This window comes from Pseudoalteromonas sp. J2K-J031, from assembly GCF_058197095.2.
The window spans coordinates 2,744,276-2,757,235 of the sequence record NZ_CM200279.1 but is presented as its reverse complement, the minus strand read 5'-3'; the positions used below and the strand labels follow the sequence as shown (position 1 = coordinate 2,757,235).

The 12,960-nt window shown below is 40.8% G+C and carries 11 protein-coding genes; 8 read left to right on the top strand and 3 right to left on the bottom strand.

The genetic code is table 11. The features are described 5' to 3' along the window. Positions 1 to 120: 120 nt before the first annotated feature. Positions 121 to 1,068: a sodium-dependent bicarbonate transport family permease gene (locus AC3KZC_RS12410; protein WP_490578469.1), complete on the bottom strand. Its 948-nt coding sequence runs from the start codon at positions 1,066 to 1,068 to the stop codon at positions 121 to 123. A gap of 109 nt (positions 1,069 to 1,177) precedes the next feature. Between AC3KZC_RS12410 and AC3KZC_RS12405 the strand changes: the two genes are divergently transcribed. Next, positions 1,178 to 2,137 carry a LysR substrate-binding domain-containing protein gene (locus tag AC3KZC_RS12405; RefSeq protein ID WP_490578470.1) on the top strand — a complete coding sequence of 320 codons (960 nt, stop codon included), beginning with the start codon at positions 1,178 to 1,180 and terminating at the stop codon, positions 2,135 to 2,137. A gap of 122 nt (positions 2,138 to 2,259) precedes the next feature. Next, positions 2,260 to 3,510 carry a DEAD/DEAH box helicase gene (locus AC3KZC_RS12400; RefSeq protein ID WP_490578471.1) on the top strand — a complete coding sequence of 417 codons (1,251 nt, stop codon included), beginning with the start codon at positions 2,260 to 2,262 and terminating at the stop codon, positions 3,508 to 3,510. Between the two features lie 101 nt (positions 3,511 to 3,611). Here AC3KZC_RS12400 and AC3KZC_RS12395 read toward each other — a convergent pair whose 3' ends face one another. After that, on the bottom strand, positions 3,612 to 4,124 hold the full coding sequence (locus tag AC3KZC_RS12395) for a DUF1993 domain-containing protein (protein WP_490578472.1): 513 nt from the start codon (positions 4,122 to 4,124) through the stop codon (positions 3,612 to 3,614). A 171-nt stretch (positions 4,125 to 4,295) separates the two neighbouring features. On the opposite strand from AC3KZC_RS12395, the gene AC3KZC_RS12390 reads away from it, so the two are divergent. From AC3KZC_RS12390 to AC3KZC_RS12380, 3 genes are all read left to right on the top strand, one after another. Continuing rightward, a complete protein-coding gene (locus tag AC3KZC_RS12390) occupies positions 4,296 to 4,910 on the top strand; it encodes a lysophospholipid acyltransferase family protein (RefSeq protein WP_490578473.1) in 615 nt (204 codons plus the stop codon). A gap of 118 nt (positions 4,911 to 5,028) precedes the next feature. Then, positions 5,029 to 6,927 (top strand): bifunctional glutathionylspermidine amidase/synthase, encoded by a 1,899-nt coding sequence (gene gss, locus AC3KZC_RS12385; RefSeq protein WP_490578474.1) that lies wholly within the window; start codon positions 5,029 to 5,031, stop codon positions 6,925 to 6,927. A gap of 108 nt (positions 6,928 to 7,035) precedes the next feature. Then, positions 7,036 to 8,667 (top strand): methyl-accepting chemotaxis protein, encoded by a 1,632-nt coding sequence (locus tag AC3KZC_RS12380; RefSeq protein ID WP_490578475.1) that lies wholly within the window; start codon positions 7,036 to 7,038, stop codon positions 8,665 to 8,667. A gap of 198 nt (positions 8,668 to 8,865) precedes the next feature. On the opposite strand, the gene AC3KZC_RS12375 is transcribed toward AC3KZC_RS12380, so the two are convergent. Next, complete coding sequence (locus AC3KZC_RS12375) at positions 8,866 to 9,294, bottom strand: GFA family protein (RefSeq protein ID WP_490578476.1); 429 nt, start codon at positions 9,292 to 9,294, stop codon at positions 8,866 to 8,868. Between the two features lie 255 nt (positions 9,295 to 9,549). On the opposite strand from AC3KZC_RS12375, the gene AC3KZC_RS12370 reads away from it, so the two are divergent. From AC3KZC_RS12370 to AC3KZC_RS12360, 3 genes are all read left to right on the top strand, one after another. Beyond that, complete coding sequence (locus tag AC3KZC_RS12370) at positions 9,550 to 11,289, top strand: response regulator (RefSeq protein ID WP_490578477.1); 1,740 nt, start codon at positions 9,550 to 9,552, stop codon at positions 11,287 to 11,289. A gap of 101 nt (positions 11,290 to 11,390) precedes the next feature. After that, entirely contained in the window at positions 11,391 to 11,741 is a 351-nt protein-coding gene (locus AC3KZC_RS12365) for a hypothetical protein (RefSeq protein ID WP_490578478.1), read from the top strand. Between the two features lie 215 nt (positions 11,742 to 11,956). Continuing rightward, the gene (locus tag AC3KZC_RS12360) at positions 11,957 to 12,952 is read left to right on the top strand and encodes an efflux RND transporter periplasmic adaptor subunit (RefSeq protein WP_490578479.1); all 996 of its coding nucleotides are present in this window, start codon (positions 11,957 to 11,959) and stop codon (positions 12,950 to 12,952) included. The last annotated feature ends 8 nt before the right edge of the window (positions 12,953 to 12,960 follow it).

The window sequence follows — 12,960 nt, the reverse complement described above, 5'->3', positions numbered from 1 at the left end:
GTAGGTAATTATAATACGCATGAGAGTGGGATTGCGATTGATAAAGCCTGTACAAATTGAGGATTGCACAGGCTTTAAAGGTTTGCAGCTTAATTTTGAGAGGTTAAGTCACAACCCAAATCAAGTTAAAATCGGAATCAAATAATGATACAAGCTAATTCCGATAGTGACATTAAACGGGAACGTAAGGCCTAAAGAGCTTAGCATTGCAAGGCCGATATCTGCATCGGGAATTGCCGCTTTAATGGCTGCGGGGGCTGCGATATACGAGGCGCTGGCACTTAAGCTTGCTAGGATAACAATTGAGCCTTCACTTAATGATAAGAAGTCACCGACATAAATACCGATAACACCTAAACACAATGGCGCGATGAGGGCAAAAACCATCAAGCGCCAGTGTGCTGTAGGAAAAGGGCGCAGCGTTTGTGCTGCAGTTAAACCCATTTCAAGCAAAAATAGCGCGAGTATTGCTTTAAAGCCATTCATTAGTAAATCAGTTACTTGTGAACCTTGTTGTGTGCCGTACATCAGGCCGATAATCACACCACCTACGAGTAAAATAACACCTTTATTGGTGAGTGCTTCATGCCAAAGTGCCGCCACAGAGACTGGTTTTGCGTTTGGTAATTGTGCGCTATAGCGACGATACAGCAATAAGCCAACAATAATTGCAGGCAGTTCCATCATCACTAAATATAAGGTGATTTCTGCGCCAACTTCGAGTTGTTTAGCTTGTGCATAGGCGAGTGCTACTGCAAACGTACCAGCGCTCACTGAGCCATAGTGTGCGGCAATACTAGCGCTGTCAGCTAAGCTCAGGCGGATGAATTTTCGAAGCAGCGGAAAGAGTGTTAGCGGGATAAGCGCACCTAGCAACATCACTGTGGCCATTTCAGGTAAAATCCCCCAACTTAAATTACCATGTAAGGCCATACCACCTTTTAAACCGATGATCAGCATCAGTAATAAGCTTAATGTATCGTAGGTTGCTTTTGGAATACTTAAATCGGAACGTACTAGCCCCGCAAATAAACCAAGCAAAAAAAACATTACAACAATATCTGGCATAGCGCACTCCTTCTAATTTAATCACTGGCGCAGTGTAAAGTGAGAATGTTATTGACGGAAATAAAAAGTATAGCAACACTATATAGATAATTATCTATGCGTTGTAGTCATGAATATCCGTCACTTAACATTTCGATTGCTTCAGGTTTATGTTGAAGTTATTCAAACAGGGTCAATTAGTGAAAGCGCGAAACGTTTACACCTGACTCAGCCCACAGTGTCTTTACAGTTAAAGCGGTTGAAAGAAGCCATTGGTGAACCTTTATTTGTCTTAGAGCAAAATCAGGTTATTCCCACCGATGCAGGGCGAGAGTTGTACCGTATTTGTTTGCAGACGCTTGGCGATTTTGCTGAGTTTAATCAGTATTTAGATGCCCTTCAGGATGGTCAAAGAGGGCACTTTAGTATTGCGATGGTCAATACCGCTCAGTACATATTACCTCGGTTACTTGGGCCTTATTCGCAGGCCTTTAGCAAGGTGGAAGTCACGGTTGAAATTGGTAATCGTGAACAAGTGCTTCGGCGTTTTGAACAAGGCCAAGATGATTTGTACGTGTTTAGCCATCCACCTTCGCTTGAGCATGCGTGTGCGGGGCGTTTTTTACGTAACCCTTTAACCCTAATTGCACCTGCGAGTCATCCTTTGGCCGATAAAAAAGAATTAGCTTTGGCTGATGTGATGCAAGAGCGTTTTTTACTGCGAGAGCCTGGTTCAGCTACGCGTATGTTGTTTGAAAGTTGGCTGCAAGGCAAAGGGCTTACATTGGCCTCGAGTATGCAAATGGCCAGTAATGAGGCGATAAGAGTTGGCGTCAGCTCGGGGATGGGCCTTGCCGTATTATCGCAACATGTATTACCAAAACAAGATACCAGTATTGTCACGCTTAATGTGCCGGGTTTGCCCATAGAAAGTCATTGGTATTTTATTGCGCGTAACGACAGGCACTTATCACAAGCTGCGCTTGGCTTTTTACGGTTTGCCGAGCGGGAGCTTGATAATTGCTTGGGTAAAGAGTGGGTTAGAAATGATATTGGTGCATTATTAAACGCTTTAACGGTGCAAAACTGATTTACGATGCACTGAGATTTATCAAAAAAGATGCAATAGGATCGCTGATCTGGCGAATAAAATTGGTATAAATGCGATGTCTGAGGGATAATGAGCGATTATTTGCTAATTGATGTGCGCACATGACTATTTTTGCCGAACTTGGACTCAACAAAACCCTTCAAGCTAACGTTTTAAGCTTAGGTTACAAATCACCTACTTATATTCAGGAACATTCAATTGGTGCCGTACTTTCGGGCACTGATACCTATGCGATTGCTCCTACAGGGACAGGTAAAACTGCAGCCTATTTACTGCCAACACTGCAAGAATTAAGTCGAGTTGATAATAGTGCCGAGCAAGTGCGCCCAGTTAGAGCTTTATTTTTAGTGCCAACACGTGAGCTTGCCGTGCAAGTTGAAGAGTCGATTGCAAAATATGGCAAAGGCTTAAATTTACGCACCATAAGCGTGTCTGGTGGCGTGCGGATCCCATCTCAGGTGAATCGTTTTAAGCGCGGTGCAGACATTGTTGTTGCCACTCCGCGTCGTTTAGTTGATTTATTAAAAATCAAAGCGTTTTCGCTTGAGCAAGTAAAACATTTTGTTATGGATGAAGCTGACCGTTTAGTGAGTATGGGCATTGTTACAGAGCTACGTGCAATTCTTGCTGCGATGCCACAGGCAAAACAACAAATTCTATTTTCAGCAACGGATAGTAAAGCGTTACAAAAGTTTGCAGCGGATAATTTGGTTAATCCAAAAGAAGTCCGTACTGATGACAGCAAACCAGCACTTGATAAAATTATTCATACTATGTATCGCTGTCATCGCGACCATAAACCAGAAAACTTATTAAGCTTAATCAAGTTAGTAAATTGCGACCACGCCTTAATTTTTGCTCGTACTAAAAAAGACGTGACGTTTTTAACCCATTTATTAAATGATAAAGGGTATAGCAGCGTGGGTATTCACAATGAAATCCCACAAAAACAGCGTCAAGTGGGCTTAAATAGCTTTAAAAATCGCGAAGTGCAGTTTTTAGTGGCAACAGATATCGTATCGCGCGGCATTGATATTACTGATTTGTATTATGTGATTAACTTTGATTTACCGGTTAACTGTAACGATTATATTCACCGCGTTGGTCGCACTGCACGTACTGCAAGCAGCCAGTCGGTTGATAAAGAAATGCTAGAAGAAAAAGCGAATAAACAAGCTGCATCGCGTGACATTACTGCCAGTAAATATGATTTTACCTCAGCACCTGCTGAAGTGGCCAAAGACATTCAAGGCCATATTTTCTCTTTAGTTTGCACTGAGCAAGATGCCATTGTACCGCGCATTAGCAAAGCCGTTGGCAAAGAGATTAAAGTTGAATGGATTAAGTGGTAAAACCACGGTTAATCGATTTAAAAAAGCCTTTAGTATTTAACTAAAGGCTTTTTTTATTTCAGATTTTTAGTCGTTTAAAATCGTTTTTAAAGTGACAGAAATCAGACTTTATAAGGCATTGCGCCTAAATAATCCTTTTTACCGACATCAACACCATTGTGACGCAAAATCGCATAGGCTGTTGTGATATGGAAATATAAGTTTGGCATTGCATGTTCAATAGCAAACTCAGCACCTGTTACGTATTTTCCTTCCCAGCGCGGTTGACTGATATGACGCTCGCTTGCCCCTGCAAAATCACTTTCGCTGAAACTTGCTAAATAGCTGATTGTTTCTTCGATACGGGTTTTAAGTTCGATTAAGGTTGTTTCACTATCGTCATGCTTAGGCGCATTTTCAACCGTACCTGTGAGCCTTGCAGCTGCTAATTTTGCGGTATCACATGCAATTTGAACTTGGCGGATAAGATTAAACTGATCAGGAGCTAAACGTGCATTGAGTAATACACTCATATCGTATCGTTTTTGCACCGCAGCGAGTTCTGCTTTTTCTAAAATTGCTGCTAAGTTATTGAGCATCTTGCTAAATTGCACCACGGTAATTTGGTAATACATAATCATTCCTCTGAAGTTAAAAAGCCCCTCAGTATGGTGGAGGTCAAGTCTAATAGCAATCAGGTTGGTGTCTTTGAATTTTTTACTTGCTAATAAAGAAGTTGCGCTTGGGGGTTGATGCTTTTTTGTGTAACGTGATTTTGCTACTGTGATGAAAAAAGAGAAATCGAGATGCAGACAATTCCATCGAGTATTCCGCGCACGAAAAGCTTCTTAGGGCCGATTGTTGGCGGTATTATTTTAAAGCTCACAGGTTGGCAAGTGGTGGGGCAGTTTCCCGATTGCGCCAAGTTTGTTGCTGCAGTAGCGCCTCATACCTCTAATTGGGATTTTGTTATCGCTATCGCAGTTAAATTACATTTAGGCATTAAAATTCAATTTTTAGGTAAACACTCTATTTTTATCGGACCGCTGGGTTGGTTATTAAAAAAGTGGGGTGGGATCCCGGTAGAGCGCAGCGCTGCTCATGGCATGGTTGAGCAAATAAGCGCTCGATTTAGCCAGCAAGATGCGCTGATTTTAGGTATTGCGCCAGAGGGCACTCGAAAATATTGTCCAGAATGGAAATGTGGTTTTTTACACATCGCTAAAGCGGCCCAAGTGCCTGTTGTGCCTATTGCACTTGATTATCGAACCAAGCAGTTTGTTATTTTACATACGCTATTTCTTACGGGCCAGATAGATGTTGACTTACAACGAGTACAAGATTTATATGTGATTGAAATGGCCAAATATCCACACCAAGTGTCGGGTGTTATTCAATCGGCGTCAGAAAAACCAGATTAATAATCTTTAAATCAATCAATCAATTAATTAAAGCCAAGAATATTTTAGCAATAGGCTAGCCAAAGTAAGCAAGGGTGTTATTCTTTTGCTTAACTTGGTTTACATTTTGGATTGTATTTTGGCACATTTAGATTCAGCTTCTACAGCATTTGGTACGTTACTCGGTTATGCCCAAGGTGGTGTGGCCGCTTATTCTAGCGATTATGAAACAGCCTCAAAACAGCAATATCCTAAGCGTAGTGCTTTTCGCAGCCATTATGATGGCATTTACATGGGTTATAAATGGCAATGTGTTGAATTCGCTCGGCGTTATATGTACATCAATCACGGTTATATTTTTGATGATGTTGCCATGGCGTACGATATTTTTGATTTACGCACGGTCAGAGATGTTAAAGAAAATCAATTACTGCCACTCAATGCGTATGTAAATGGAAATAAGCGCCATCCTGAAGTTGGGTGTTTATTAATTTGGAAAGAAGGTGGTGAGTTTGAAGAAACAGGCCATGTTGCAATTGTCACTGAGGTAACGGATCACTATGTGCGTATTGCCGAGCAAAATGTGGGTCATGCACTGTGGCCTGAAGGCGCCAATTATGCCCGAGAGCTTAAAGCTAAAGTTACACAAGATGGAGAGTATTGGATTACTTGCTCTTATTGCGATGCGCAAATATTAGGTTGGATGATCCAAACCGATGATAGCGAGCATGCCGAGCCGCATCATGAAAAAAACACCGCTTTATTCCAATTACATACAAATCATGCCACGAACTCTGCACCTGTGAAAAAGTCATGGTTAAATATTGCCAATGAAGATGAGGCTGCTTTTGTTGATGCAATGGGTGGTCACTATTTGACCTCTATTGTTGATGAGCAAACCCGTTATTTTGTTGCCTCACAGTCTGCTGAAACGGCCTTAGAATATGCCACTAATGAACTGCATAACATGTTTATGCATGCCACCGATTATGTACTTGAACACCCAGACTTACTTGAAAAATTTAATTTGCCTAAATCGGTATTGCCTAAAATTCGCCAATCGTGGGATAACCGTTTAAATCAGCTAATTACTAGCCGGTTTGATTTTGCAATGACGGAAAATGGTCTTAAAGTTTATGAGTATAATTGTGACTCAGCATCGTGTTATATGGAATCTGGCAAGGTGCAGGGCAAATGGGCTAGTCATTATGGGGTAAATGAAGGTCATGATGCTGGCAAAGAGCTCTTTAAAGATGTAGCTCGGGCATGGAAAAAAAGTCATGCCAAGGGGCTGGTGCATATTTTACGAGATGATGAAGCTGAAGAAGCCTATCATGCGCTTTTTATGCAAGATGCCCTTAAAAGTGCGGGTATAGAAAGTAAAATTATTGTTGGTTTAACAGGGCTGCGCTGGGATGAACATGGCGGGGTGATTGATGCCCAAGGTGAACAGGTATTATGGGTGTGGAAAACTTGGTCATGGGAAACAGCGCTCGATCAAATCCGCAGTGAATGTGATGAAGAAACCTTGAATGCGGGAGTGTATGAACCTGATTGGCAGCAAAATCAACCGTTACGTTTATCTGATGTACTCCTGCGAGAAAATATTATGGTCTTTGAGCCTTTATGGTCGTTAATTCCGAGTAATAAAGCGATTTTACCCGTATTGTGGTCGTTATTTCCAAATCATCCGTTATTACTCAATAGTGCGTTTGAACTTACGCCTGAGCTACAAGCAAGCGGCTATGTTAAAAAGCCGATTGTAGGTCGCTGCGGTGCCAATATCGAATTGATTGACCACACCGATACGGTTATGGAGGCAACAAAAGGTAATTTCGCTGCGCAAGATATGATTTATCAGCAGTTATTTGCTTTGCCTAATATTGATGGCTATTACACACAAATATGTACATTTACTGCTGCGGGAAATTATGCAGGTAGTGGTGTGCGGGCTGATAAATCGATGGTGATTAATAAAGACAGTGATTGTTTTGCCCTGCGTTTTTACAGTGATAAAACCTTTTTAAGTGGGTTTTAACGCCTAAGGAATCAAAGTCGTTAATCCAGTGGTGTTCTTTTGCGTATTATGCACCACTGGCTATAGTTTATCTCAAGGTCTCTCAAGCTTGCTCTCTTTAGGATAAATATGGATATCAATAAAATACGCATTAAATACACCGCTACCTTTTGCAGTATAGCGACCTTTTTTGTTGTACTCGTCACCCTCAATTATTTGTTAGTGGCAAAAACACAAGCCGGTTTAACGCAGTTAGGACAAGTGTATAACCCTGCTATTTCAGCAGTACTTAATGCTGATCGAGACTTATATCAGGCCAAAGAGGCTGAACTTAAAGCATTGCTCCATTTTGGTGATGGCAAACATGCTCAGTATTACCAAGATTATGAAGAAAATGCCCAGCAAGCTTATGATCGCATGCATATCTATAAAGACTTAATGGCGCAGTACCCTCAAGCACAACAGCAAATAGCTCAGTTTGAAGCAGCCTTTTCACTGTGGAAGTTAGCATCACAGCAGGTGTTTGACGCTCTTAATAACAATGATTTAGACAACGCCACCCGTTTAAGTCTGGAACAATCGAGCTTAAGCTTTAAACAATTAAGAAGCTTTTATAATCAAGCTGGAGAAATCGCAGATGAAATAAGCGCCAATACCAGCTTGCATACCACACAATCGGTCGATCGTAGTTTAGTTTGGATTACCGTGATAAGTGCCTTGGTTGTTTTATTCACTTTTTTGATGGGGATTATTGCGCCCAAAACTATGGCTGATGCCTTAGAAGATTTATCTCATAAAATAAAAGGCTTAAACAATGGTGATGGTGATTTAACCAAGCGAATTAATTCAAAACGAAAAGACGAGATTGGAGATTTGGCCCATGAGTTTGATGAGTTAATTGCAGGGTTAGCCTCGCTTATTCAATCAATTGTTAGCCAATCAAATCATGTGACAAAAGGGATTGGATTGTGTACTCAAGGCGCGAAACGAATTCAGAAAACGAGCGGTGGGCAACTTAGGTCGGTCGAAGCGATAGTTGTCGCGGTCAATGAACTCAGTGATGCAATTGGTGGTGTAGCACAAAATGCCCAGCTTACGGCGGATGAGCTTGAGCAAGTAAATCAACTAACCAATGAAGGCAGTCGTATTACGCGAACTGCTGTGTCTGAGATCGCTGGTTTGTCAAAAACAGTTAATCAAGCGGCAAGTGTTATTTCGAAACTATCTGAAAACTCAAAAGATATCTCATCAGTACTTGATGTCATTCGCGGTATTGCTGATCAAACTAACCTCTTAGCTCTTAATGCTGCGATTGAAGCTGCTCGTGCCGGTGAGCAAGGACGCGGTTTTGCTGTGGTTGCTGACGAGGTAAGAAGCTTGGCGAGTAAAACGCAGCAATCAACGCTAAGCATTCAAAAAATGATTGAAACTCTGCAGCAAGGTGTCAGTGAAGCGGTTAGCTCAATTGCACAAGGCAATGAAACGACACAAATTAGTGTTGAGCTATCAGAAAAAACGCTTAAATCACTCGATAAAATTAGCGCAGCGGCACAGCGATTAGCAACAACAGCCGCCAATACAGCCAGTGCAACAGATGAGCAAAGCAAAGTAGCATCTGAAATAAGTCAAAATTTGGCTGTATTATGCGAGCAAACAACTGAAAACCAACAGGTAGCTTTAGATAATAGCCAGCAAGCCCAAGCTGCAAGTGAATTGGCAGAAAAGTTAACCAGTTCAGTGGCACGCTTTAAATTGAATTAACTTTTAGGTAGCCAGAATGCTCGAAATAAGTTTTTATCAGGTAGCTATTTTTAAGGTTAGCAGCCTTGTTATCCTTAATATCAATGGTGGCAGAAGTATGTATAAGCAATGTTATTAGATTCACGTTATTGGTAAATATCTTATTTAGACTCCGGTTTGGTAATAAAAAGGCGTTGATCGTTAATCAACGCTTTTTTGCTAATTGCCTTTGTTGTTAGTCCCATTGCGTGAAGGTTCATGGCCATCATAGTGAGGTAAATCACATTCCAGGCTGTCCCAATTTGCTTTTGAGCTGACAAAGTTATGAGAAATGGGGCGTTCTGAAATAGCGCAGTCTAAAATACCTAAGCGCAAACGCACTCGAGTAGGGTCTGCTGCATTGTTACTGTAGACGGGTGAGGCACATTGACGGCAAAAAAAGCGTTTTTTACCTGGGCGTAATTCAAAAGATTGCAGCATGTTATGGCCTTTGGTGATCACCAATTGGCTTGTTTGCACAAAGCCATTGGTTGCAAAGGCCGAACCGGTAGATTTTCGACACAGTGAACAATGGCAATGAATAATATCAGAAATAGCGCCAGTGATATTAAGCGTTACTTCACCACATAAACAGCTTCCTTGGTACATCTTGTCACCTTAATTAGTTTTACTACATTGGGCTTAATTTTTAGTGATTCAGTGTAAGTGATGCGGTGCTAATTTTTAACTCTTCATTGTGAGCTTTTTGAGGTTTGTTGTTTTAAATTCAATTATGAAGTGCACCTTTCATTGACGATGAGTTAGTTTTTCAAGCTTTTATTTTTTATACCATAAATATGTGGCTGTAAAACGTTCGATTTTTATTTTTGGGCTAAACTTATTTGACACAAAAATGGGATGACTATGTTTAAGATTATTTATTCAATTAGGATGAGGTATCGCTTAGCCTTGATTGCAATAGCCTTAATGGTTAGTTGCTCAGGAATGTTGGTGCAATACTTATTATCTATGCAAAAAACCGACAGTAATATTATTAATATTGCCGGTCAACAGCGGATGCTTTCACAGAAAATAGCACTAGAAGCATTAACTTTAGCTAACACTGCAAAGAACTCGTTAGCATCAGAGCATTTCGAGACCCAAAAAAAACAGCTACAAAGCTCCTTAACAGCATTTGTTGAAAATCATCAATTGCTGACTGAAAAAAATGATCAAGGGCGTTACCACTATTTAACCCCAGAACTCGAGGCGCTTTATTTTTACCCCCCGATAGATCTTGAACGCCGAGTTTGGGACTTTAGACAACAAGTCGAGGGGATTTTATCGCACAACGTTGTGGCGTTTACTGGCGTTTATCAGATTGATTCAACACAACTTGCATTTTTATTGCAGCAGCTAAATCAAGCCGTATCTCTCTTTGAGCAAGCTGCGGTAGATAAAGTAAATTTAATCTCACGGATAGAAGTACTGTTTTGGTCAATTACGTTAGTTTTGCTCCTAGTTGAATTAAAATTTATTTTCCAACCGATGGAAAAACTAGTGTTTGAATCAATCCAAAAGGTTGAGTTACAAAAAAGCCAATTGAAACTGAGCTACCAATTAAAAGAGCGTTTTATTGCCAGAGCCAGTCATGAATTTAGAACGCCCTTACAAGTGGTGATGGCTGCCATTGATGACTCACTAGCCAAAGAATCGGGTAATGATACTCTCCTACAAGCTAAAGAAAGTACTTTAAAAATAGTGAGCTTAGTGGATGATTTAACGCAGTTGCAAAGCCTTCAAAGTGGGCAATGGCAACTCAGTGCCGAGGTTGGTAATTTAAAACAGACTTTAATCAAAGCGATTGAACCTTTTGAAGCGCAATGTGAAGAACTGCAATTACGCTCACATGTTTCAGTTGCCCCCGAGTTAGACGTCAAAGTTTATTGTGATCATCAAGCACTTTGCCAAATCATGATTGAGCTGTTAACCAATGCAATCAAATTTACTGTTGAGGGATCAATTAGTGTTACGGCTCATTGGCAATCGTCTAATGAACCTATATTACGTGTCATGATCAGTGATAGTGGTCGCGGCTTTAGTGATGGTTTCCCTTATTTAATTGAAGATAATCATGTTAATAACACCACTCATTTTCAAGGTATGCAAACAGGCCTTGCGCGAGTGCAATATATTCTAGCTCAGATGTCAGGCACAATTTTATTAGTTGATAATAGCCTTGATGGGGCAACGCTGCAGATAGCGGTTCCGATGACGTTGGTAGCGCCATTTCAAATACCAAAAAAAATTCGCTCATGTTTGATTGTGGAGGACAACCCTTTAAATGCCTTGGTGTTATCACAATCGTTGCATAAACTTGCCCTTCAGAGCCATATCGCGCCTCATGGTCAAGCAGCGTTGGAATTACTTAAAGATACATCATTTGATTTAATTTTCATGGATTTAAATATGCCGGTTTTAGATGGATTTGATGCGATGACCCAAATTCGTACAACACTAAAATTGATGACACCCATTATTGTGATAACGGCTAATACCGCCCAAAGTGATATCCATAGAGCTTATCGGTGTGGGGCAAATTATCATCTTCATAAACCGTTTGATTTAGCTACACTCGAAGCGTTAATCTCAAGTTTAAAGTAATCCCTCGTTATCTTCTTTATTAAGTTCAACGCAATGGTATTTTTAGATTGAGCTTGGTCATCGCTGTGTATTATGATGCGGGTTCTTACTTAGAGATATCCATGCCGAAATTTTTTATCAGACTTTTGTTATTAACCATAGTGATGCTAACACATACTGCTTTTGCCTGTGAAAGTTTGGTAATGCATTTGCCTGCTGAAAATCATTCTTTATCTATGCTAGATGCTAATGCGGGTCACGACATTGTTGCTCATGCAGCTCATCATCAAGATATTGAAAACTCAGACCAGAATGATGATGAGCATCATTCACCTCATGCACATGTTACTTGCCACATAACCAATGTGTATCATTTTTCAGCTTCTCCTATATTAGATACAGCCATTATTAGTACTCTGTTTTCATGGTTGCCAATGAGCTATAGCCCACCTGTTCCACCGCCAAACGCTTAAATAAAGTTCAATTTAAATCAGGTTTTAAATCACTCTTTAAATTAATTTTATTGGAGCATAGCCATGTCTATGACATTTTTATTTGGTGGGCAACATGTGCCTACCGAAACGAGTTTGCTTGCCGCTTTGGGCAATTGTGTTTTTTTATTTACAACTGTTCTACAAAACTTCTTATCTGGGTCTTTTTTGAGTGTTAACTCGTTGGAGATCAGGCAATGAAATTATTGGGTATAAAAGCACGATTAGTCTTAAGTGGCTTGATGCTGTGTTGTGTTTTGCTATTGCAAGGGGAAGTGCTGGCGGCTAGTTTGGAGTACCTTGGTGCTTCGCAAGTTCATCAACATAGCGTATCAGCAAACTCAGCGTTAGAACATAGCGATGAGGCTTCTGACAGCCATAATGACCGTCTGGTGATAAGTGATGAAATGGTCAAAAAAGCAAAGATAAATATCTCGCTTATTGCGCCAGAAACCATCAAACAAACCTTGCAACTTTTTGGTGAAATTACCGCTATACCAGAGCAACAATTTTTAGTAAGCGCCCCCTATGAGGGATTAGTTGAAGCCTTAAAGGTCAAGGTGGGTGATTTGGTGCTAAAAGGCCAAGTGCTTGCAACTATTTATAATACGGCCAGTTTAAATCGTTATGATGTTGTTGCTCCTGCAAGTGGTGAAATTAGCCATAAATATGTGAGGTTAGGGGAGCGCATTAGTGATCAGCCACTGTTTGAAATTTCAGACTTATCAACCGTGAGGCTGAAAATGTCGGCTTTTAGCGCTGATTTAGAGCAACTAAAGCTCAACCAAACCGTACAAGTTCGTGATTTGCACGATCATAATGCTATCTTGACTCACATTAACTATCTTTCCCCACAGATGAATGCTCAGCACGTAGCACAAGTTCATGCTGTGTTGCCCAACAAGAGTGGTGTATGGCGCCCAGGGGCACATGTCAAAGCGCAAGTGATTGTTTTGAATAAACAAGTTAAAGTGGTGATCGCGAAAAATGCTGTGCAGCAAGTTGAAAGTCAAGCGGTGGTATTTGTGCGTGAAGGCAATGATTTTATTGTAAAGCCTGTGCAATTGGGCTTGGCAGATGATCATAATGTAGAGGTTTTATCGGGCCTTGTGGTGGGTGAGCGTTATGCCAGTGGCAATAGTTTTGTCTTAAAAGCCGACCTGATGAAAGCCAACGCCAGTCATTCGCATTAGGAGCAGAT